This window comes from Parasphingopyxis lamellibrachiae (assembly GCF_003385775.1).
Taxonomy (GTDB): Bacteria; Pseudomonadota; Alphaproteobacteria; order Sphingomonadales; family Sphingomonadaceae; genus Parasphingopyxis; species Parasphingopyxis lamellibrachiae.
The window spans coordinates 324,918-345,579 of record NZ_QRDP01000004.1; the positions used below are offsets into that span (position 1 = coordinate 324,918).

Here is a 20,662-nt window from a genome sequence, read left to right on the forward strand (position 1 = left end):
CCGAGATTCGCGCGAACCAAGAGGACAACCCAATCCGATGTCAGATCCAGAAATGATGCAGACGATCACCCAAGGCGAAGGCTTTATCGCCGCGCTCGACCAGAGCGGCGGATCGACGCCCAAGGCGCTCAAGGGATTCGGCATCGGCGAAGACGCCTATGCAAATGAAGACGAGATGTTCGCGCTGATCCACCAGATGCGCCAGCGGGTCATCACCGCGCCGTCCTTCGCGACCGGCAAGGTGATCGGTGCAATCCTGTTTGAAAAAACCATGGACGGCGAGGCCGATGGCAAGCCGGTCCCCACTGCTCTTTGGGAACGTGGCGTCGTACCGTTTCTCAAAGTGGACAAGGGGCTGGAGGATGAGGCCGATGGCGTCCAGATGATGAAACCGATGCCGGGGCTCGATGCGCTGCTGGAACGCGCGGTTGCCAAGGGCATTTTCGGCACCAAGATGCGCTCGGTCATCGCCAAGGCGTCGCCGACCGGAATCGCCGCCAATGTCACGCAGCAGTTCAAGGTTGCGAACCAGATCATCGATCATGGCCTGATGCCGATCGTCGAGCCGGAAGTATCGCTGACCAGCCCGGAACGCGCCGAGGCCGATGCGATCCTCAAGGAGGAACTCATCAAGGCGCTCGATGCGCTGCCCGAAGACCGGCAGGTAATGCTGAAGCTTTCGATTCCGGCCAAAGCGGGACTGTATGACGATATCGTCGGGCACCCGCGCGTTGCCCGGCTTGTCGCGCTTTCAGGCGGCTATTCGCGCGATGATGCATGTGCGGAGCTGGCCAGGAATCACGGCATGATCGCCAGCTTCTCCCGAGCACTGTTGCAGGATCTGCGGCATGGCATGGACGATACCGAATTCGATGCCGCTCTGGGCTCGGCTATCGACCAGATCCATCGGGCGTCGACCGTCAAGGTCTGATCGCAAGGGCCGGTTCAGTATCCGCCGTCGAATGCGAAGGTGAACCGATAGTCGGCGGGGGCGATATCCTGCCCTTCGCCGGCAATCCGGTCCGGCGCGACGGCAACCAGCGTCAGCGCCCCATCGGCCACCTCTTGAGGTTCGCCGAGCGTCAGCTCCATTGTCCGGTTCCCGGCTACCCGGACGCGCAGAACCACCCGGCCCGCCCAGACGCACCGCGCATTGATGGGGCAGCGGCTATCCTCGATCAGCCGAAGCGGCGTGACCAGCGGACCGTCGACATGGGTTGATTCGCCGAGCCCGGCGATCCCGTCCTGTCGGGGCGCGGCCTGCGAAATCGTGGTGCAGCCCGCCAGCACCGCGAGCAGGGCAAGGGAAAATAGCTGTTTCATCGGGATATCCTGCGCGGATTGGCCTGCATGCGCAATGAACGGGAGAAGGCGCTTCCGTTTTGCACCGCAGAGAGGCTAGGGGGAGCGCATGACAACCGATTGCCAACTTTACCTGATCTCTCCTTCCGATCCCGGCCCGGATTTTGCCGATCACCTGACCAGGGCGCTCGATGCCGGGCCGGTCGCCGCGTTCCAGCTCCGCATGAAAGAGGTCGACGATGCGGCGATTGCCGCAATGGCGGAGCAGCTCATGCCGGTCTGCGCCGAGCGGGATTGCGCCTTCATCCTCAACGATCGCGCCGATCTCGCCGCGCAGCTGGGGGCGGACGGCGTCCATCTCGGCCGGTCCGATGGCAGCATCAAGGAGGCGAGGGCGCTGCTCGGCAAGGATGCGCAGATTGGCGCGACATGTCATGACAGCCGCCATTTTGCGATGGAAGCTGGCGAGGCCGGTGCCGACTATGTCGCATTCGGCGCCTTTTACGAGACGCGAACCAAGGAAACAGCCCATCGACCCGAACCGGAGATTCTGACCTGGTGGTCGGCCATGTTCGTACTGCCCTGCGTTGCGATCGGCGGGATTACCGCCGACAATGCCGCGCCGCTTATCGAGGCAGGGGCAGATTTCCTCGCTGTCAGCAGTGCCGTCTGGGACCATCCCGATGGCGAGGCTGCGGGTGTCGGTGCCTTTGCGGCGCTACTCGGCGACTAGATTTCGGAATCGGCGCTGTCAGGTTTGCCGACCGTGAAAGCCACGGCCTTGCGCAGAAGCTCTGCGCGATAGCGATCCGGGTCGGAGATACCGGCCCGGATATCCGGATTTCGCCGAATTCGGCGCGGCAAGCCGGCGATCCGGCCAAAAAGCCCGGCGGCACGCGGAAAAGGGCTATTACGGTACATCATCTGCATAACCTCTGCCTGATGCGCGATTGTGTAAGGGAGGCGGGCAGCTCCGTATTGGACGGAAGCGACAACGGCTCTTCGCTTGTGGCATGGCCCTGCGGCTGGTAGAGGCCGCGCCGGCTCTTTCGAAACAAGTGAGACATTCATGAAGATCAGCGGCGTGGACATCCGTCCCGGCAACATCATCGAATATGAGGGCGGGCTGTGGAAGGCCGTCAAGATTCAGCATACGCAGCCCGGCAAGGGCGGCGCCTATATGCAGGTCGAGCTCAAGAATCTGATCGACGGGCGCAAGAACAATGTGCGCTTCCGTTCCGCAGAAACTGTCGAGAAAGTGCGCCTCGATACGCGAGACTATCAGTTCCTCTTCGCCGACGATGAAATGCTGACCTTCATGGACAAGGAAAATTACGAGCAGATATCCCTGTCCAAGGATATGCTCGGCGATGCTGCGGCTTTCCTGCAGGACGGCATGGATGTCATGCTGGAACTTTATGAGGAAAAGCCGATCTCCGTGCAGCTGCCCGATCACGTAGAGGCCGAGATCGTCGAAGCCGATGCGGTCGTGAAAGGCCAGACAGCGTCTTCTTCATACAAGCCGGCGATCCTCGACAATGGTGTTCGCGTCATGGTGCCGCCGCATATCAGCGCCGGCACGCGCATCATTGTCGATGTCTATGCCCAGGAATATGTGAAGAAGGCCGACTAGCCTTACCCGTAAAGCGCGCAATTCCGAGCGCAGGAAAGAAACTATGCCAGCCCGTTCCGCTATCATCACCGTTATGGACCGCGCCGCCCGCAAGGCCGGTCGCAGCCTGGCGCGCGACTTTTCCGAAGTCGAGCATCTGCAGGTTTCGATGAAGGGGCCGGCCGATTTCGTGTCCAAGGCCGATATGCGCGCCGAGCGCATCCTTTATGATGAGCTGCTGGCGGTTCGCCCCGGCTGGGGTTTCATGCTGGAAGAGGCCGGGATCATCGAAGGTGAGCCAGACAAGCCCCGCTGGATTATTGATCCTCTCGACGGCACCAGTAACTTTCTCCACGGTATCCCGCATTTCGCGATATCGATCGCTGTCCAGGAACGCAGGCCCGATGGCAGCTGGGGAGAGGTCAGCGCGGCGATGGTCTATCAGCCGCTGACCGACGATCTGTTCTGGGCGGAAAAAACCAAGGGCGCGTTTCTTCATGATCGCAGGCTGCAGGTGTCCGGGCGCCGCAATCTCAACGAAGCCCTTATCGCCACGGGAATTCCGTTCAAGGGCCATGGCGATCTGGATCAGTTCAACTCCGTCTTCAACGCCGTGGCGCCTCAGGTGGCGGGTATCCGCCGGTTCGGTGCGGCATCTCTTGATCTCGCCTGGCTTGCCGCTGGGCGCTATGACGGGTTTTGGGAAGCCGGCCTGCAACCCTGGGATGTGGCCGCCGGTGTGCTTCTCGTCCGGGAAGCGCGCGGCTTTGTGACCGATTTCCGCGGGGGCGCCCAGCTTTTCGACCGCAGCGAAATCCTCGCGGCGAACGATGCGATCCATTCCAAACTGCACAAGATTGTGGCAGGCGCTATCCGGTGACGAAACGCATCGTTTCTGTGCTGGCTTTATGCGCCCTATGGTCTGGGGCGGCCAGTGCCGACACGGCCGGTGGAAACTGGCCGGCAATAACCGAAGCGGAAAATGCGACGACCGCCGATCTCCAGCGTATGGCCTCGGAATTTCCGCATAGCGGGCTGATGCAGTTGCGGCTGGCGCAGGACGCCATAGACGCAGACCGGATGGCCCATGCGGAGGCTGCTTTGTGGCGCTATATCGCGATGGGCGGCACGCTGACGGAAGCGGGTCAGGCGGTCTTCATGGCAGCTTTCAGCGATGAGCGCTGGCCGCTTTTTGTTGCGCGCATGACCTATAACGCAGCGCCGCGTACCGCGAGCGTTCCAGCCGCCAGCGTGCCAGCAAATCTCGGACTGGTCGAAGGGATTGTGCATGTGTCGACGATCAACGCCAATCTCGTGTCGAGTGTCACCGCACGCACCGTCTATGAACCATCTGCCGAGGGATGGGCACCATTTTCGGGTGTCGGCGGCGAACCGGATCCCCGGTCTCCCCAGATGGGTAGCCCGATGGGCATGGCGTTCGATGCCGAGCGCGGCTGGTTGTGGGTATCGTCCTCGGCCGTCGACCAGACGACCGAACCGGATACGGCTTTTGTCGGGATGGTGGGGATTTCGCCGGACCGGCAGGAGATTCTCTGGCTGCCGGTCGGCCCGGGCGAACAGCCCGGCGATGTCGCCCTTGGGCCTGATGGCAGCGCCTATCTCAGCGATGGAGCGACGGGCGCAGTCTATGTGCGGCGTGTTGGCGCCGTTGCGCTGGAGCGCCTTGTCGAACCGGGCAGGCTGCGCAGCGCCCAGGGCATGGTGGTGTCTCCCGACGGATCGGCGCTCATCGTCGCCGACTATAGCTATGGCCTGGCCCGTTTCGATTTCGAAACCGGCGCGCTGGACCGGATAACCTATGACGGGCCCCATATGCTCGACGGCATCGATGGGCTCGTTCCGCACGGCAATGCCATATTTGCCATTCGCAATGGCGTTCGTCCCCATGCGATCCTTCGCCTGTCGATCAGCGATTCCGGTGACAGGGTAACGGCCGTGGAAATTGTCGAAAGGGAAAATCCCGATTGGGGAGAACCCACTCTCGGGACGATATCGGGCAGTTCCTTTCGCTATATCGCCGATGCGAGATGGGGCGATTTCGGCGCTGGCGGCGCGCTTAACGAAGGCGCCGAGGCGCGGACGACGGCAATTCGTGCAATCGACCTCTCGCCGTTCGAAAATCAGCCGGATTTCCGCCGCTAACGCCCTTGTCTTGCTGCGAGGCAACGCCTAAAAGCGCCGTCAATTCAACTCCGACCACGAGTCCTGAACCTTGCCCGAAACGATAGCCGTTGATTTAGCTGAATATCTGCCGATCTTGCTGTTTCTCGGAATCGCGCTTTTATTGTCGACAGCCTTTGTCATCCTGCCGATGATTGTCGCCAGATTTACCGGTGCGTCCAAGCCCTATGCCAACAAGCTGACCGAGTATGAGTGCGGCTTTCCGGCGTTCGAGGATTCTCGCGGCCAGTTCGATGTGCGCTTCTATCTGGTGGCCATCCTCTTCATTATCTTTGACCTTGAGGTCGCCTTTTTGTTTCCCTGGGCCGTCACCGTGTTCGATATGGGATGGGTTGCCTGGGGTGCGATGATGGTGTTCCTTGCGGAACTTGCCATCGGCCTTGCCTATGCCTGGAAGGTGGGAGCGCTGGAATGGGAATAGAAGTCAACGCCCCGCCGCCCGCCGGTACGCTGCCCGACCCCGATTTCCTGAAGGACATCAATTCGGAAGTTGCGGACAAAGGCTTCCTCGTCACGTCGACCGAGGATCTTTTCACCTGGGCGCGCACGGGCTCGCTGTGGTGGATGACCTTCGGGCTTGCCTGCTGCGCGGTCGAAATGATTCAGGTCAATATGCCGCGCTACGATATGGAGCGGTTCGGCGCTGCACCGCGGGCCAGCCCGCGGCAGTCGGACGTGATGATCGTCGCCGGCACGCTATGCAACAAGATGGCGCCGGCCTTGCGCCGCGTATACGATCAGATGTCCGAGCCGAAATATGTCATTTCGATGGGCAGCTGCGCCAATGGCGGCGGCTATTATCATTACAGCTATAGCGTGGTGCGCGGCTGCGACCGGATCGTGCCGGTCGACATCTATATTCCCGGATGTCCGCCAACCGCGGAAGCGCTGCTATACGGCGTCATGCAATTGCAGCGGAAAATCCGCCGCGTCGGTACGATAGAGCGATAGGGTTATGGCGTCTCCGGCTCCTGTAATCGCCTCCAATGATGGCGTGATCGATGCGGTGAAAGCCGCGCTGGGCAATGCATTGCTCGATGCCGTCGAAGCGATGGGAGAGATTTCGATCACCGTCGCGCGCGATGCGCTGCACGACGCGATGATCGCGCTGCGGGACGGCAAAGGCTTGCGCTATCAGCAACTGATGGAAATCGCCGGCGTTGACTATCCCGAACGCCCGGAGCGATTCGAGGTCTGCTATCATCTGCTTTCACTGACCCGCAATCACCGGATCCGCGTGAAGGTTGCGACGGACGAGGAAATGCCGGTGCCGTCGATTACTGATATCTGGCCCGTCGCGGGCTGGCTCGAACGCGAGGTGTTCGATTTGTACGGTGTGCTGTTCGAGGGCAATTCCGATCTGCGCCGCATCCTTACCGACTACGGTTTTCGCGGCCATCCGTTCCGCAAGGATTTTCCGCTCTCCGGCTATGTCGAGATGCGCTATTCCGAAGAGCATAAGCGGGTGATCTATGAGCCGGTCGAGCTGGCCCAGGATTTCCGCACCTTCGATTTCATGAGTCCCTGGGAAGGCGCGGAATATATCCTGCCGGGCGATGAAAAGGCCGAAGGCGAGCCGGATGTCGATACGCCGAAAGTCACGGAAAGTCCGAAAGACACGGGCGCTGGTGCCAAAGCCGACGCGAAGGCGGCTGAAAAATCCGACGAACCCGGCAAAGCGGGAGGGGATGCGTAATGGCTGACTATCTCGAAGAGATTCGGGGCCAGACGGACGAGGCCGATCCCACGGTCGGCGACACCCAGATTTCCAACTATACGATCAATTTCGGCCCGCAGCATCCGGCCGCGCACGGTGTGCTGCGCCTGGTGATGGAACTGGACGGCGAAATTGTCGAGCGTGTCGATCCACATGTCGGCCTGCTCCATCGCGGCACCGAGAAGCTGATCGAGCACAAGACCTACCTGCAGGCGCTGCCCTATTTCGACCGGCTCGATTATGTGTCGCCGATGTGCATGGAGCACAGCTATGTGCTGGCGATCGAGAAAATGCTCGATCTCGAAGTGCCGCTGCGCGCGCAATATATTCGCGTCCTCTTTGCCGAGCTGACCCGCATCCTCAACCACTGTCTGAACCTTGGCAGCCATGTGATGGACGTCGGCGCGATGACACCCAATATCTGGCTGTTCGAAATTCGCGAGCAGGCCATGGCCTTTTACGAGCGCGCCTCAGGTGCCCGCATGCATGCGGCCTATTTCCGGCCCGGCGGTGTGCATCAGGATCTGCCGCCCAAGCTGCTCGCCGATATGGCGGACTGGCTCGATACGTTCCCGAAACTCTACGAAGATGCGATGAGCCTTGTCGTCGACAACCGTATCTTCAAGCAGCGCAATGTCGATATCGCCGTCGTCTCCAAGGACGATGCCGTGAAATGGGGTTTTTCGGGGCCGATGCTGCGCGGCTCGGGCATTCCCTGGGATCTGCGCAAGGCGCAGCCTTACGATGTTTACGACCGGATGGAGTTCGACGTCCCCGTCGGCACGAACGGCGATTGCTATGACCGTTTCATGGTCCGCGTCGAGGAAGTTCGCCAGTCCGCGCGGATCATGCGCCAGTGCATAAACGAGATGCCGGAAGGCCCGGTCGCGAGCCTCGACCGCAAGATCGTCCCGCCCAAACGCGGCGAGATGAAGCAGTCGATGGAAGCGCTGATCCATCACTTCAAACTCTATACCGAGGGCTTTCATGTGCCCGCTGGCGAAGTCTATGTCGCGACCGAAAGCCCCAAGGGCGAATTCGGCGTCTATCTGGTGAGTGACGGGACGAACAAACCCTATCGCTGCAAGATCCGCCCGACTGCATTTTCGCACCTCCAGGCCATGGATTTCATGTGCAAGGGCCATATGCTCGCCGATGCGACTGTCATTCTGGGCGCTATCGATGTGGTGTTCGGGGAGTGTGACCGGTGAGGCGTCAGATCATCATAGAGACAGCAATGCCTGTTCTTCTGCTGGTCGCTTTTTGCGGCGTGTATACAATAGTATATCCCATCGTGACTGGCCGATCCCTGCAGTTGGGGCCGCCGTTGTTTTACTTGGTTGGTTTGATTGGTTTTGCGATCGGCAGCTACATTCGAGCCGCTCGTAAGGTATGGAAGGCAAGTCTATGACTGCTGCCAAAACCATCAACTTTGCTGACAAGCTCTCCCAATTTTCGGATCACTGGAATCCGCGGATTGCAGCCAAGTATAACGATAGTGAGGTCCGTCTCGCCAAGCTCAAGGGCGATTTCGACTGGCATAGCCATGCCGAGACCGACGAGCTGTTCCTCGTTCTAGACGGCGCACTGGATATCGAATTTCGCGATGGCGTGCAGCATCTGGGGAAAGGTGAGATGATCGTCGTTCCCAAAGGCGTCGAGCATCGGCCCTTCTGCGAAGAGGAATGCCATGTGATGTTCATGGATCGCGAAGGCGAGCCCAACACGGGCGTCAATCCGTCCGACCGCACCCGCGACACATTGGAGGCGATCTGATGACGATCCTTCCCGACGATAAGCTCTCCCAATCCTCGACGGATACCGCGCTTGAGAATGACGCGATCCGGGAACGCTGGGGTGCTTTCGCCTGGACCGAAGAGAATGCGGCCAAGGCGAAGGAAATTGTCGCGCGCTATCCCGAGGGGCGTCAGGCCTCTGCCGTGATGCCGCTGCTTGATCTCGCCCAGCGTCAGGTTGGCGAGGAGACGAAAACGCAGGGCTGGCTGCCGATGCCGGTGATCGAGTTCGTCGCCGCCCAGCTCGGCATGCCCTATATGCGCGCCTATGAGGTCGCGACCTTCTATACGATGTACAACATCGTGCCGGTTGGCCGTTTCCATGTGCAGCTCTGCGGTACGACGCCCTGTATGCTGCGCGGCTCCGACGATGTCATGGCGGCCTGCAAGAATAAGGGCCTTGTCAAAGGAAAGACGACGCCGGACGGCCTGTTCACGCTAACCGAGGTGGAATGCCTGGGCGCTTGCGCCAATGCGCCGATGGTGCAGATCAACGACGATAATTTCGAAGATCTCGATTATGACAGCATGACCGATATTCTCGAAAAGCTGAGCAATGACGAACCGGTAACGCCGGGTCCGCAGATCGACCGCCAGACTAGCTGCCCTGAAGGCGGCCCGACCACCCTGAAAGAGATGGCTCAAGGGGAAAATGCGTAGTGGCGAGCGGACCCTTCTCCTCGATGACGCTGATGCAGGCGACGATAACCTTTATCGTAGCCTTTTTCGCCGTGAACGTGCTTATCGACGTGGTGATGAACCGTGATATCACATTGGCGCAGCATATCGTGGTCTCGTTGCTCGCGGCTCCGCTCTGGTATTTTTTCATTCGCTGGATGAGGTCGCGCAATGCTTGACGACAAGGATCGCATCTTCACCAATGTCTATGGCTTCCAGCCATGGGGCATCGACGCGGCTATAAAACGCGGCGACTGGGATGGCACGAAAGACCTGATCGCCAAGGGCCAGGACAATATCGTCGAGGAAATTAAGGCGAGCGGGCTGCGCGGGCGCGGTGGTGCGGGCTTCCCGACAGGCCTCAAATGGTCCTTCATGCCGAAGGAATCCAAAGACGGTCGTCCCAGCTTCCTCGTCATCAACGCCGACGAGTCCGAACCGGGCAGCTGCAAGGATCGCGAGATCATGCGGCATGACCCGCAAAAGCTCATCGAAGGGGCGCTGATCGCCGGATATGCGATGCGCGCACGTGCCGCCTATATCTATATTCGCGGCGAATTTATCCGCGAGGCTGAAACTCTCTTCGCTGCGGTACAGCAAGCCTATGACAAGGGCTTTATAGGCAAGAATGCCTGCGGGTCCGGCTATGATTTCGACGTTTTCGTCCATCGCGGCGCGGGTGCCTATATCTGCGGCGAGGAAACGGCCTTGCTGGAGAGCCTCGAAGGCAAAAAAGGCCAGCCGCGCCTAAAACCGCCATTCCCGGCGGGTGCGGGCCTGTATGGCTGCCCGACCACAGTCAACAATGTCGAGTCGATCGCGGTTGTGCCGACGATCCTCCGGCGCGGGCCGAGCTGGTTTGCCGGTATTGGGCGTGAAGGCAATCAGGGCACAAAGCTGTTCCAGATTTCCGGTCATGTTGAGCGTCCCTGCGTCGTCGAAGAGGCGATGAGCATCCCGTTCCGCGAGCTGATCGAGAAACATGCGGGCGGAATCACGGGCGGTTGGGACAATCTGCTCGCGGTGATCCCCGGCGGCTCCTCAGTGCCGCTGGTGCCCGCTGCCGAGATCATGGACGCGCCGATGGATTTCGACGGGCTAAAAGAACTTGGCTCGGGCCTCGGCACGGCGGCGGTGATCGTGATGGACAAATCGACCGATATCGTCCGGGCGATCAGCCGTATTTCTTATTTCTACAAGCATGAAAGCTGCGGCCAGTGCACACCGTGCCGCGAAGGCACCGGCTGGATGTGGCGAATGATGGAGCGACTGCGCGAAGGCAAGGCCGATATCAGTGATATCGATATGCTCCACGAAGTCACCAAACAGGTCGAAGGCCATACCATCTGCGCGCTTGGCGATGCTGCTGCCTGGCCGATCCAGGGCCTGATCCGCCATTTCCGGCCGGAGCTGGAACGGCGCATCCGCGAATATGCGGGTGCGGGCGAAGTTTTGGAGGCGGCGGAATGAAAGACACAGCAAAACCTGTCCGGATCATGAAAACCATCGTTGCCATCATCGCGCTCGCTTGGGCTGCGGTCATGATCGCGCTCTATCTGGCTGTCAGTTCATCCACCGGCTGGTCCGGTGATACGGCGACCGTCTGGGCGCTATTTGCCGGCACAGCTGCGCTGGTCGGCGCGGTCCTGACGTATTTCCGGAAGAAATGGGCGGTCTGGCTTTATCTGGCGGCGACCCTCGCGGTCGCGCTCACGCCCTATATGCAGGGGTCGATCGGTCCCTCTATCGGGTTTGATTGGGGCTATCTGGCGTTGTTCATACTGTATCTGATCGCGGTCGTTCCCGCCTGGAAATATATGGGGGCAGGCAATGCCTAAAGTCACCGTAGACGGTATCGCAACCGAAGTTCCCGACGGCGCGACCGTGCTTCAGGCATGCGAGATTGCCGGCAAGGAAATCCCGCGTTTCTGTTACCATGAACGCCTGAGCATCGCTGGTAACTGCCGGATGTGCCTTGTCGAAGTGAAGCCGGGGCCGCCCAAGCCGCAGGCAAGCTGCGCGCTGCCTGCTGCCGAGGGTCAAGAGATTTTCACGACGACCGAAATGGTCAAAAAAGCGCGTGAAGGTGTGATGGAGTTTCTCCTCATCAACCACCCGCTCGATTGTCCGATTTGCGATCAGGGCGGCGAATGCGATTTGCAGGATCAGGCCATGGCCTATGGCAAGGGCCATACGCGCTATGAGATGAACAAGCGCGCGGTCACCGAAAAATATATGGGACCTGTGGTCAAGACCGAGATGACGCGCTGCATCCACTGCACGCGCTGCGTCCGCTTTGCGCAGGAAGTGGCCGGAGTCGAGGAGATCGGCGCGGTCGGGCGCGGCGAGAATATGGAAATCACGACCTATCTCGAGCATGCGGCGACCAGCGAGCTTTCGGGGAATGTCGTCGATCTCTGCCCGGTAGGCGCGCTGACCGCACGGCCCTATGCCTTCGAGGCGCGGCCATGGGAGCTGCGCAAGACGCCGTCGATCGACGTGATGGACGCGGTCGGAACGAACATCCGGCTCGACAGCCGGGGCAGGGAAGTGCTGCGCGCGCTCCCGCGGATCAACGAGGACGTCAACGAAGAATGGGCGAGCAACAAGACGCGCCATGCTGTGGACGGCCTTTATCGCAACCGCCTCGACAAGGCCTATGTTCGCAAGAATGGCAAGCTTGAAACCGCAAGCTGGGCGGATGCTTTTGCCGCGATTGCTGGTGCTGCGAAGAAAGCGGGCAGCAAGGTTGCTGCCATCGGCGGCGACATGGTGGAAGTCGAAGCGCTGTATGCTGCGCAGAAACTGCTTGAGGGGCTTGGTTCGAAGCAGATTGAAGGCCGTCAGAACGGCATGGATTACGACGCGAGCAATCTCGCGGCGGTGAATTTCAACACGACGATAGCTGGGATTGAAGAGGCCGATGCCATCCTGCTGATCGGTACCAATCCGCGCTGGGAAGCCCCGCTCGTCAACACGCGCATCCGCAGAGCCGCGAAGGCTGGAGCGAAAGTTTTCGTGATCGGGCCTGAGATTGACCTGACCTATCCGGTGACATGGCTGGGCGACGATGCCGCGCTGGCGGCGGACTTGCCGGAAGATGCAGCCGACGCGCTGAAGGCAGCCGAACGTCCAGCGCTGATCATCGGCGGGGGCGGTATCATGGTTCCGGGCCTGCAAGCTGCCTCGCTGGCGCTGGCCGATACCTACAATCTCATCCGGGATGGCTGGAATGGCTATAATGTGTTGCACTTCTCCGCCGCGCGGATGGGCAGCCTGATGCTTGGTTGGGCGCAGCCGGGTGGCACGGCCGATCTGGCCGCGGCCGATCCGGAGTTGCTTTTCCTGCTCGGTGCGGATGGCGTTGATTTCGAAGCATTTTCTGGCGCATTCAAAGTTTATGTCGGCCATCATGGCGAGCAGGGCGCGGCGCAGGCGGATGTTGTCCTACCTGGTGCCTCCTATGCCGAGAAGAGCGGTACCTGGGTCAATCTGGAAGGCCGGGTCCAGCGCGGCAACCGCGCGGTGTTCCCGCCCGGCGATGCGCGCGAGGACTGGACGATTTTCCGCGCGCTTTCCGATGCGCTCGGCAACACGCTGCCCTTCGATACGCTCGACCAGCTGCGAGATGCGATTGCGGCGGAATTCCCGGCGCTCGCCGATGAAGGCCTGGCTGAATATGAATGGGCGCCGCCCAAGCTTTCCGACGGTGCCCCGAGCGGACCGATCGCCTTGCCGATCAAGGATTTCTACCTGACCAACGCCATCTGCCGCGCCAGCGAGACGATGCAGCGCTGCTCGGCCGAACTCATCCATGGCGAAGAATTCGCGGAGGCTGCGGAATGACTGAATTCTTCCAGTCGCTCGGCATGAGCTTTGAATGGGCATGGGGCGTTGCGACCATCGCGGGCATCCTTCTCATCGCCCTGCCGCTTATGCTGGCCGTTGCTATGATCATCTATGCCGATCGCAAGATCTGGGCGGCGATTGCGCTGCGCAAGGGGCCCAATGTCGTTGGGCCGTTTGGATTGCTCCAGAGCTTTGCGGACGGCCTGAAGGTGTTCCTGCAGGAAACCATCATTCCGAGCGCCGCGAATCGTGGCCTTTTTCTGATCGCGCCGATTATAACCTTTACCGTGGCCTTGATCGCCTGGGCGGTGATCCCGTTCGGCGAGGACATGGTGCTCGCCAATATCAATGTCGGCCTGCTCTACGTGCTCGCGGCGAGTTCGCTGGGTGTATACGGGATCGTGATTGCGGGCTGGGCCTCCAACTCCAAATATCCATTCTATTCGGCGCTTCGCGGCGCTGCGCAGATGGTGAGCTATGAGGTCTCTATCGGCTTTGTGTTGCTGTCCGTCGTGATGTTTGCCGGTTCGTTCAACATGCAGACGATCATCACCGCGCAGCAGGGCCATGTCTTCGGCTTCATCAACGGTTTCGCCTTTAACCCGCTGCTGTTCCCGATGGCTGTGGTTTTCTTTATCTCCGCGCTGGCGGAAACCGCGCGCGCTCCGTTCGATCTGACCGAAGCAGAGAGCGAACTCGTTGCCGGCTATCAGACCGAATATAGCTCGATGAGCTTCGCGCTCTACTGGCTCGGCGAATATGCCAATGTCATTCTGATGTGCGCGCTCAATGCCGTGCTCTTCTGGGGTGGATGGCTCCCGCCGGTAGACTGGGCGCCGCTCTATGTGGTCCCGGGCATTTTCTGGCTGTTCCTGAAAATACTGATCTTCTTCTTCATCTTCAGCTGGGTGAAGGCGACCGTGCCGCGTTACCGCTATGATCAGCTTATGCGTCTTGGCTGGAAAGTCTTCCTGCCGCTGTCGCTCTTTTGGGTTGTGCTGGTGTCCGGTTATCTCATGCTGACAAGATATGGAGGCGTGCTGTGAGCCTCGCGCATCTCATAAAAAGCTTCACGCTGTGGGAAATCGTCAAGGCGCATGTCCTGACGCTCAAATATTTCTTCAAGCCAAAGGCGACGATCAACTATCCCTATGAGAAGAACCCGATCTCGCCGCGGTTCCGGGGCGAACATGCGCTGCGCCGCTATCCGAACGGCGAGGAACGCTGCATCGCCTGCAAATTGTGCGAGGCGGTTTGCCCGGCCCAGGCGATCACCATCGAGGCCGAACCGCGCGAAGATGGCAGCCGCCGGACGACGCGTTATGATATCGACATGACGAAATGCATCTATTGCGGATTGTGCCAGGAGGCCTGCCCCGTCGATGCCATCGTCGAGGGTCCGAATTTCGAATATGCAACCGAAACGCGGGAGGAGTTGCTCTACGACAAGGATAAATTGCTGGCCAATGGCGACAAATGGGAGCGCGCAATCGCCGCGAGCCTTGCCGCCGATGCGCCCTACCGTTAAGCCGCAGCCGATTCTTACAGGGGTCCCAAGATAACGTGATTCAGGCCTTCGCCTTCTATCTTTTCGCAACCATCGTGATTGCCTCGGGCGCGCTGACCATCGTGTCACGTAATCCTGTGCATTCGGTGCTCTGGCTTATCCTTGCCTTTTTCAACGCGGCGGGGCTGATGCTGCTGATCGGCGCGGAGTTTATCGCGATGCTGCTTGTCATCGTCTATGTCGGCGCCGTCGCGGTGCTGTTCCTGTTTGTTGTGATGATGCTCGACATCGATTTTGCGGAGCTGCGCGCTGGGTTCACCCGCTATCTGCCCTTTGGGCTGCTGATTGCGGTGGTGCTGCTGTGCGAGATGATTTTCGCGGTCGGCGTCTGGAATTTCGCCGATATCGGCCCGGACACGCGGATGGGCACGATCGATCCCGATATGCCCAATATCGAAGCTATCGGTCGGGCGTTGTATGACCGCTACCTGCTGGTGTTCGAAGGGGCGGGCATTGTTCTCCTTGTTGCGATGGTCGGGGCAATCGTCCTGACCCACCGCGAACGCGGCGGGGTCCGCCCGCAAAATATCAGCAAGCAGATCAAACGCCGTCCCGAAGACGCTACACGCAACACACAGCCTGAAGTGGGCAAGGGGGTCGAACTGTGATCGGAGCTTCCCAATGATCGGCTTGGGCCACTATCTGGTAGTCGGCGCTATCCTGTTTGTGATGGGCGTTCTCGGCATTTTCCTGAACCGGAAGAATATTATCATCATCCTGATGGCGATCGAGCTGATCCTGCTCGCCGTGAACATCAACCTTGTCGCATTCAGCGCCTTTCTCGGTGATATTGTCGGGCAGGTATTCGCGATGTTCGTGCTGACCGTTGCGGCGGGTGAAGCGGCTATCGGTCTTGCCATTCTCGTCATCTATTTCCGTGGTCGCGGCACCATCGCCGTTGACGATGTCAACCGGATGAAGGGCTGACCCTTATGATCCAGCTCATCGTCTTCCTGCCGCTGCTCGCGGCCATCATCGCGGGCCTTGGCAACCGGATGATCGGCAATTTTGCCGCGAAAATCCTGACAACGGGCGCGCTGTTCGTTGCATGCGCTCTTAGCTGGCCGATCTTTCTCGATTTTCTGGTTGGCGGGCAGACGGCCTATGTCGCGCCAATATTCGACTGGATACGTTCTGGCGATCTTGATGTCGCATGGAGCCTGCGCGTCGATACGCTGACCGCCGTAATGCTCGTCGTCGTGACCAGCGTTTCCTCGCTCGTTCACCTCTACAGCTGGGGCTATATGGACGAAGATCCGGATCAGCCCCGCTTCTTCGCCTATCTCTCGCTCTTTACCTTCGCCATGCTGATGCTGGTGACGTCGAACAATCTGGTGCAGATGTTCTTCGGTTGGGAAGGGGTGGGCCTTGCCTCTTACCTCCTCATCGGTTTCTGGTATCACAAGCCCAGTGCCAATGCCGCCGCGATCAAGGCATTCGTGGTGAACAGGGTGGGGGACTTTGGTTTCTCGCTCGGCATTTTCGGAACCTTCATGGTTTTCGGCACCGTCTCGATTCCCGAAATCCTCGAAGCGGCACCGGCCATGGCCGGATCGACCATTGGTTTCCTCGGCTATCGTCTCGACACGATGACGCTGCTCTGCTTGCTGCTCTTCGTGGGCGCGATGGGCAAATCTGCACAGTTCGGCCTGCATACCTGGCTGCCCGACGCGATGGAGGGCCCGACGCCCGTTTCAGCGCTGATCCATGCCGCGACGATGGTCACGGCCGGCGTGTTCATGGTGTGTCGCCTGTCGCCGATGTTCGAAACGAGCGAAACCGCATTGTTGGTGGTGACCTTTTTCGGGCTGCTTACCGCTTTCTTTGCTGCAACGGTCGGCACCACGCAAACCGATATCAAGCGGGTGATCGCCTACTCAACTTGTTCGCAGCTGGGCTATATGTTCGTGGCCGTCGGCGTTGGGGCATATGGCATCGCCATGTTCCACCTCTTCACCCACGCTTTCTTCAAGGCGCTACTGTTCCTCGGCGCGGGTTCGGTGATCCACTCCATGCATCATGAGCAGGACATGCGGCACTATGGCGCGCTGCGTAAAGAAATTCCGATCACCTTCTGGACGATGATGATCGGTACGCTGGCGATTACCGGGGTGGGCGTCGTCTGGCTTCATGCAGGCTTTGCCGGCTTCCATTCGAAAGACGCGATTATCGAAGCGGCTTTTGCGAGCGAAAGCAGCCTTGGCGGCATCGCCTTCTTCACGCTGGTTTTCGCGGCCCTGCTCACCAGCTTCTATAGTTGGCGCCTGATCTTCATGACCTTTTTCGGCAAGGCCCGCTGGGGAACGTCCGAACATGTCCAGCATGCGGTTCATGATCATGGCGGCAAGGATACAGGCGACGGCACGGGCGGCTATCACCCCCATGAAAGCGGTTGGGCGATGCTGGTTCCGCTGCTGTCGCTGTCTGTTGGCGCCGTATTCGCAGGGTATGTCTTCACCCATGAATTTGTCGACAGCGAAGCGTTCTGGGCTGGTAGCGTCGCCTTCAACGAGCATTTGATTCACGAACTTCATGGCGTGCCGATGTGGGTAAAACTGGCGTCTACGGTGGCCATGCTGATTGGCCTCGTCATCGCCTGGCTCGCCTATATTCGCTACACTGACTGGCCAGCGAGATTTGTCGCGCAGTTCCGCGTCCTCCACGCCTTCCTGCTCAACAAATGGTATATCGACGAGCTCTACAACGTTCTGTTCGTCAAGCCGGCCTTCGCGATCGGTCGCTTCTTCTGGAAGCGCGGCGACAAGGGCTTTATCGACCGGTTTGGGCCTGATGGCGTCTCGGCGCTTGTCGCGAGCGGCAGCACCGTCACGCGGCGCTTCCAGTCCGGTTATCTCTACACCTATGCGCTTGTCATGCTGATCGGATTGGCGGCGGGCGCAACCTGGGCGATTACGCGGTGAACCAGCTCGATTTTCCCATCTTGTCGCTGATGATCGGCCTGCCACTGGCGGGCGCATTGCTCTGCCTGATATGGCCGGGTCAGAGCGAAGCGAAAGCGCAGAAGGCGCGGGTGCTCGCGCTTGGCACGACGCTGCTGACCTTCCTGCTCGGCATCGGCCTGTGGCTGACTTACGAGATTGGCGGACCCCAATGGCAGTTTGTCGAGAGCTATCCAGTTTTCGGGCGCTTTGCCTGGGCGTTGGGCATAGACGGCATCTCGCTGATGCTGATCATGCTCTCGGTGTTCCTGATGCCGATTTGCATTTTGGCCAGCTGGAAATCCATCCAGACGCGCGTGCCGGAATATATGGCGGCGTTTCTGCTGATGGAATCGCTGATGATCGGCGTGTTCACTGCGCAGGATCTGTTCCTCTTCTACATCTTCTTCGAGGCCGGCCTGATCCCGATGTACCTGATCATCGGTATCTGGGGCGGTGCCGAGCGGATCTACGCCAGCTATAAATTCTTCCTCTACACGCTTTTGGGGTCAGTGCTGATGCTGATCGCGATGCTGTGGATGGTGCAGCAGGCGGGGACTTCGGACATTCCGACCCTGATGGCCTATGACTTCCCGGCCAATGCGCAAACCTGGCTCTGGCTGGCCTTCTTCGCCAGCTTCGCCGTGAAAATGCCGATGTGGCCGGTGCATACCTGGCTGCCTGACGCCCATGTGCAGGCACCGACAGCGGGCTCGGTCATTCTTGCCGGTGTGCTCCTGAAAATGGGCGGATACGGCTTTATCCGCTTCTCGCTGCCGATGTTCCCGGAAGCGTCTGCCGATCTGGTCTGGATCGTGTTCGGCCTGTCGATGGTTGCGGTGGTCTACACTTCGCTCGTTGCGCTGGTGCAGCAGGACATGAAGAAGCTGATCGCCTATTCGTCGGTCGCCCATATGGCCTTTGTCACGATCGGCCTGTTCGCCTTTAACCGGCAGGGTATCGAAGGCGCGATGATCGTCATGCTCAGCCATGGCCTCGTCTCGGCCGCGCTCTTCCTGTGTGTCGGCGTGATCTATGATCGCCTCCATACGCGCGAGATTGATCGTTATGGCGGGCTTTCGGACAATATGCCGAAATATGCCATCCTCTTCATGCTGTTCACCATGGCTTCGGTCGGCCTACCGGGCACGAGCGGCTTTGTCGGTGAGTTCCTGGCCCTGGTCGGCGCCTATGAAGCGAACAGCTGGGTCGCCTTTGTCGCGACCACGGGTATCATCCTTGGCGCGGCCTATATGCTCTATCTCTACTGGCGGATTTGCTACGGCACGCTTGAAAAGGAAGATGTGAAAGCGATGCCCGATCTCTCGATGCGCGAGATGGCGACGCTGGCACCGATTGCAGCCGTTGTCCTGTGGATGGGCGTCTATCCCGAAAGCTTCCTCGCTCCGATCCGCGATGATGTCGGCGTACTGCTCGAGCGTATCGAACGCGCCAACCCGCCGGGCGATGCACAGCTTATCATGGGCGAAGGCCTGCCCGCCGAAGCCGAGCATGGCGGAAGCGAAAGCCATGAAGCGGAGGGCGCGCACTGATGACCATGCTTGAAAGCCTTCTCGTTGTCCTGCCCGAGCTGATCCTGACGCTCGGCGCGACCGATCTGCTGCTGGTTGCCGCCTTCAGCAACAAGCCCGATCTTGGTCGCCGGGTCAGCATCTATGCGGTGCTGATGCTCATCGCTTGCGGTTTGGCTCTGCTGGGGCCAGCGGGCAACGGCGGCGCAGTATTCGGCGGCCTGTATTATGCCGATGCCTTTTCCACCTTCTCCAAGGTGCTGATTTACGCTTCGGCCGCGATTGCCATTCTCATGGCGCCCCGCTTCTTTGACCGGCGCGGCGAAATGCGGCCTGAATATCCAATCCTGATCCTGCTCTCCGCGCTCGGCATGGGCTTCATGGTTTCGTCCGGCGACCTGATGATGCTCTATATCGGCCTCGAGATGCAGAGCCTTGCCGCCTATGTGCTGGCGAGCTTCATGCGGCAGGATACGCGTTCCGCCGAAGCCGGCCTCAAATATTTCGTGCTCGGTGCGCTTGCCAGCGGCATCCTGCTCTACGGCGTGTCGCTGATTTACGGCTTCACCGGTACGACCAGCTATCAAGGGATCGGCGCCGCCATGGCCTCCGGTCTGTCGATGGGTGAGCTGTTCGGTCTTGTGTTCGTGCTTGCCGGTCTTGCCTTCAAGATAAGCGCCGTGCCGTTCCATATGTGGACACCAGATGTTTACGAAGGCGCGCCGACCCCGGTTACGGCTTTCTTCGCCACTGCGCCCAAGATCGCCGCCGTGGCGCTTGCCATTCGCGTGATGTTCGATGCGCTCGCTCCGGCGACCGATGCCTGGCAGCAGATTGTTATATTCGTAGCTCTGGCGTCGATTGCGCTGGGCGCGGTTGCGGCTATCGGCCAATCCAACGTTAAACGCCTGCTCGCCTATAGCTCGATCAACAATATCGGATTCGCGCTGATCGGCATTGCCGCCGGAACACAGGCGGGCGTTGCCGCGACCTTGTCCTACATGGCGATTTATGTCGTGATGACCCTGGGCAGCTTCCTCTGCGTGTTGCAGATGCGCGATGCGCAAGGCAGGCCGGTCGAGGATATTGCCAGTCTTGCAGGCCTCTCTAAATCGCAGCCGGCGCTCGCTGCGGCTTTTGCGATATTCATGTTCAGCCTGGCAGGCATTCCGCCGCTTCTTGGCTTCTGGGGCAAGTTCCTGGTGTTCGATGCCGCTGTGGCGGCGGGGCTTTTCCCGCTGGCGGTGATCGGTATCGCTCTCTCGGTGATCGGCGCCTATTATTATCTCCGCATCATCAAGACAATTTACTTCGACGATGCGGCCGCACCCTATGCGCCGGCGAATTCGGTTGTTGAAAATGGTCTGATCGCAGTGACGGCCGCAACGGTTTCACCGCTCGGCTATCTGCTCGTGCCGTTTCTGGCGCTAACGGCGGGCAATGCTGCCCAGGCCCTTTTCTAGGGACG

24 protein-coding genes are annotated in these 20,662 nt (G+C 59.8%); 22 read left to right on the forward strand and 2 right to left on the reverse strand.

Annotation, left to right across the window (positions count from 1 at the left end; genetic code table 11):
• Window positions 1–37 precede the first annotated feature (37 nt).
• On the forward strand, window positions 38–931 hold the full coding sequence (locus DFR46_RS01725) for a fructose bisphosphate aldolase (RefSeq protein WP_116234887.1): 894 nt from the start codon (window positions 38–40) through the stop codon (window positions 929–931).
• 14 nt (window positions 932–945) lie between these two features.
• Here DFR46_RS01725 and DFR46_RS01730 read toward each other — a convergent pair whose 3' ends face one another.
• Window positions 946–1,323 (reverse strand): hypothetical protein, encoded by a 378-nt coding sequence (locus tag DFR46_RS01730; RefSeq protein ID WP_245953603.1) that lies wholly within the window; start codon window positions 1,321–1,323, stop codon window positions 946–948.
• A gap of 88 nt (window positions 1,324–1,411) precedes the next feature.
• Between DFR46_RS01730 and thiE the strand changes: the two genes are divergently transcribed.
• Complete coding sequence (thiE, locus tag DFR46_RS01735) at window positions 1,412–2,035, forward strand: thiamine phosphate synthase (protein ID WP_116234888.1); 624 nt, start codon at window positions 1,412–1,414, stop codon at window positions 2,033–2,035.
• Here thiE and DFR46_RS01740 read toward each other — a convergent pair.
• Complete coding sequence (locus tag DFR46_RS01740; protein ID WP_147297596.1) at window positions 2,032–2,226, reverse strand: hypothetical protein; 195 nt, start codon at window positions 2,224–2,226, stop codon at window positions 2,032–2,034. The genes thiE and DFR46_RS01740 overlap by 4 nt on opposite strands.
• A gap of 145 nt (window positions 2,227–2,371) precedes the next feature.
• On the opposite strand from DFR46_RS01740, the gene efp reads away from it, so the two are divergent.
• The 20 genes from efp to nuoN all read left to right on the forward strand — a co-directional run bounded on the left by efp (window position 2,372) and on the right by nuoN (window position 20,657).
• The gene (gene efp / locus DFR46_RS01745; RefSeq protein WP_116234890.1) at window positions 2,372–2,935 is read left to right on the forward strand and encodes an elongation factor P; all 564 of its coding nucleotides are present in this window, start codon (window positions 2,372–2,374) and stop codon (window positions 2,933–2,935) included.
• A gap of 43 nt (window positions 2,936–2,978) precedes the next feature.
• On the forward strand, window positions 2,979–3,794 hold the full coding sequence (locus DFR46_RS01750) for an inositol monophosphatase family protein (protein WP_116234891.1): 816 nt from the start codon (window positions 2,979–2,981) through the stop codon (window positions 3,792–3,794).
• Window positions 3,791–5,077 (forward strand): SMP-30/gluconolactonase/LRE family protein, encoded by a 1,287-nt coding sequence (locus DFR46_RS01755; protein WP_116234892.1) that lies wholly within the window; start codon window positions 3,791–3,793, stop codon window positions 5,075–5,077. The genes DFR46_RS01750 and DFR46_RS01755 overlap by 4 nt, the downstream gene beginning before the upstream one ends.
• Before the next feature lie 70 nt (window positions 5,078–5,147).
• Window positions 5,148–5,537: an NADH-quinone oxidoreductase subunit A gene (gene ndhC, locus DFR46_RS01760; RefSeq protein WP_245953605.1), complete on the forward strand. Its 390-nt coding sequence runs from the start codon at window positions 5,148–5,150 to the stop codon at window positions 5,535–5,537.
• On the forward strand, window positions 5,528–6,067 hold the full coding sequence (locus tag DFR46_RS01765; RefSeq protein ID WP_116234893.1) for a NuoB/complex I 20 kDa subunit family protein: 540 nt from the start codon (window positions 5,528–5,530) through the stop codon (window positions 6,065–6,067). The genes ndhC and DFR46_RS01765 overlap by 10 nt, the downstream gene beginning before the upstream one ends.
• Window positions 6,068–6,071: 4 nt before the next feature.
• A complete protein-coding gene (locus DFR46_RS01770; RefSeq protein WP_116234894.1) occupies window positions 6,072–6,812 on the forward strand; it encodes an NADH-quinone oxidoreductase subunit C in 741 nt (246 codons plus the stop codon).
• Complete coding sequence (locus tag DFR46_RS01775) at window positions 6,812–8,044, forward strand: NADH-quinone oxidoreductase subunit D (RefSeq protein ID WP_116234895.1); 1,233 nt, start codon at window positions 6,812–6,814, stop codon at window positions 8,042–8,044. The genes DFR46_RS01770 and DFR46_RS01775 overlap by 1 nt, the downstream gene beginning before the upstream one ends.
• A gap of 196 nt (window positions 8,045–8,240) precedes the next feature.
• On the forward strand, window positions 8,241–8,609 hold the full coding sequence (locus tag DFR46_RS01780) for a cupin domain-containing protein (protein WP_116237091.1): 369 nt from the start codon (window positions 8,241–8,243) through the stop codon (window positions 8,607–8,609).
• Window positions 8,609–9,289: a complex I 24 kDa subunit family protein gene (locus DFR46_RS01785; RefSeq protein WP_116234896.1), complete on the forward strand. Its 681-nt coding sequence runs from the start codon at window positions 8,609–8,611 to the stop codon at window positions 9,287–9,289. The genes DFR46_RS01780 and DFR46_RS01785 overlap by 1 nt, the downstream gene beginning before the upstream one ends.
• Window positions 9,289–9,486: a hypothetical protein gene (locus DFR46_RS14665; RefSeq protein WP_147297597.1), complete on the forward strand. Its 198-nt coding sequence runs from the start codon at window positions 9,289–9,291 to the stop codon at window positions 9,484–9,486. Before DFR46_RS01785 ends, DFR46_RS14665 begins: the two co-directional genes overlap by 1 nt.
• Entirely contained in the window at window positions 9,479–10,777 is a 1,299-nt protein-coding gene (nuoF, locus tag DFR46_RS01790; RefSeq protein WP_116234897.1) for an NADH-quinone oxidoreductase subunit NuoF, read from the forward strand. The genes DFR46_RS14665 and nuoF overlap by 8 nt, the downstream gene beginning before the upstream one ends.
• Window positions 10,774–11,145, forward strand: coding sequence for a hypothetical protein (locus tag DFR46_RS01795; RefSeq protein WP_116234898.1), 372 nt, complete (start codon window positions 10,774–10,776; stop codon window positions 11,143–11,145). The genes nuoF and DFR46_RS01795 overlap by 4 nt, the downstream gene beginning before the upstream one ends.
• Window positions 11,138–13,153, forward strand: coding sequence for an NADH-quinone oxidoreductase subunit NuoG (nuoG, locus tag DFR46_RS01800; protein ID WP_116234899.1), 2,016 nt, complete (start codon window positions 11,138–11,140; stop codon window positions 13,151–13,153). The genes DFR46_RS01795 and nuoG overlap by 8 nt, the downstream gene beginning before the upstream one ends.
• Window positions 13,150–14,202 (forward strand): NADH-quinone oxidoreductase subunit NuoH, encoded by a 1,053-nt coding sequence (gene nuoH, locus DFR46_RS01805; protein ID WP_116234900.1) that lies wholly within the window; start codon window positions 13,150–13,152, stop codon window positions 14,200–14,202. Before nuoG ends, nuoH begins: the two co-directional genes overlap by 4 nt.
• Complete coding sequence (gene nuoI, locus DFR46_RS01810; protein WP_116234901.1) at window positions 14,199–14,684, forward strand: NADH-quinone oxidoreductase subunit NuoI; 486 nt, start codon at window positions 14,199–14,201, stop codon at window positions 14,682–14,684. The genes nuoH and nuoI overlap by 4 nt, the downstream gene beginning before the upstream one ends.
• A gap of 35 nt (window positions 14,685–14,719) precedes the next feature.
• Window positions 14,720–15,331 carry an NADH-quinone oxidoreductase subunit J gene (locus tag DFR46_RS01815; RefSeq protein ID WP_116234902.1) on the forward strand — a complete coding sequence of 204 codons (612 nt, stop codon included), beginning with the start codon at window positions 14,720–14,722 and terminating at the stop codon, window positions 15,329–15,331.
• A 13-nt stretch (window positions 15,332–15,344) separates the two neighbouring features.
• Entirely contained in the window at window positions 15,345–15,650 is a 306-nt protein-coding gene (nuoK, locus tag DFR46_RS01820; RefSeq protein ID WP_116234903.1) for an NADH-quinone oxidoreductase subunit NuoK, read from the forward strand.
• 5 nt (window positions 15,651–15,655) lie between these two features.
• Complete coding sequence (nuoL, locus tag DFR46_RS01825) at window positions 15,656–17,644, forward strand: NADH-quinone oxidoreductase subunit L (RefSeq protein ID WP_116234904.1); 1,989 nt, start codon at window positions 15,656–15,658, stop codon at window positions 17,642–17,644.
• A 29-nt stretch (window positions 17,645–17,673) separates the two neighbouring features.
• Complete coding sequence (locus DFR46_RS01830; RefSeq protein ID WP_245953881.1) at window positions 17,674–19,215, forward strand: NADH-quinone oxidoreductase subunit M; 1,542 nt, start codon at window positions 17,674–17,676, stop codon at window positions 19,213–19,215.
• On the forward strand, window positions 19,215–20,657 hold the full coding sequence (gene nuoN / locus DFR46_RS01835) for an NADH-quinone oxidoreductase subunit NuoN (protein ID WP_211306360.1): 1,443 nt from the start codon (window positions 19,215–19,217) through the stop codon (window positions 20,655–20,657). The genes DFR46_RS01830 and nuoN overlap by 1 nt, the downstream gene beginning before the upstream one ends.
• The last annotated feature ends 5 nt before the right edge of the window (window positions 20,658–20,662 follow it).

Coding starts and splice junctions, on each gene's coding strand:
- thiE (WP_116234888.1), top strand. CDS start 1,412: ATGACAACCGATTGCCAACTTTACCTGATCTCTCCTTCCGATCCCGGC.
- nuoF (WP_116234897.1), top strand. CDS start 9,479: ATGCTTGACGACAAGGATCGCATCTTCACCAATGTCTATGGCTTCCAG.
- DFR46_RS01830 (WP_245953881.1), top strand. CDS start 17,674: ATGATCGGCCTGCCACTGGCGGGCGCATTGCTCTGCCTGATATGGCCG.
- DFR46_RS01750 (WP_116234891.1), top strand. CDS start 2,979: ATGCCAGCCCGTTCCGCTATCATCACCGTTATGGACCGCGCCGCCCGC.
- DFR46_RS01740 (WP_147297596.1), bottom strand. CDS start 2,226: ATGATGTACCGTAATAGCCCTTTTCCGCGTGCCGCCGGGCTTTTTGGC.
- efp (WP_116234890.1), top strand. CDS start 2,372: ATGAAGATCAGCGGCGTGGACATCCGTCCCGGCAACATCATCGAATAT.
- nuoK (WP_116234903.1), top strand. CDS start 15,345: ATGATCGGCTTGGGCCACTATCTGGTAGTCGGCGCTATCCTGTTTGTG.
- DFR46_RS01770 (WP_116234894.1), top strand. CDS start 6,072: ATGGCGTCTCCGGCTCCTGTAATCGCCTCCAATGATGGCGTGATCGAT.
- DFR46_RS01765 (WP_116234893.1), top strand. CDS start 5,528: ATGGGAATAGAAGTCAACGCCCCGCCGCCCGCCGGTACGCTGCCCGAC.
- DFR46_RS01785 (WP_116234896.1), top strand. CDS start 8,609: ATGACGATCCTTCCCGACGATAAGCTCTCCCAATCCTCGACGGATACC.
- nuoN (WP_211306360.1), top strand. CDS start 19,215: ATGACCATGCTTGAAAGCCTTCTCGTTGTCCTGCCCGAGCTGATCCTG.
- DFR46_RS01725 (WP_116234887.1), top strand. CDS start 38: ATGTCAGATCCAGAAATGATGCAGACGATCACCCAAGGCGAAGGCTTT.
- DFR46_RS01795 (WP_116234898.1), top strand. CDS start 10,774: ATGAAAGACACAGCAAAACCTGTCCGGATCATGAAAACCATCGTTGCC.
- nuoG (WP_116234899.1), top strand. CDS start 11,138: ATGCCTAAAGTCACCGTAGACGGTATCGCAACCGAAGTTCCCGACGGC.
- DFR46_RS01780 (WP_116237091.1), top strand. CDS start 8,241: ATGACTGCTGCCAAAACCATCAACTTTGCTGACAAGCTCTCCCAATTT.
- nuoL (WP_116234904.1), top strand. CDS start 15,656: ATGATCCAGCTCATCGTCTTCCTGCCGCTGCTCGCGGCCATCATCGCG.
- DFR46_RS01730 (WP_245953603.1), bottom strand. CDS start 1,323: ATGAAACAGCTATTTTCCCTTGCCCTGCTCGCGGTGCTGGCGGGCTGC.
- nuoH (WP_116234900.1), top strand. CDS start 13,150: ATGACTGAATTCTTCCAGTCGCTCGGCATGAGCTTTGAATGGGCATGG.
- DFR46_RS01775 (WP_116234895.1), top strand. CDS start 6,812: ATGGCTGACTATCTCGAAGAGATTCGGGGCCAGACGGACGAGGCCGAT.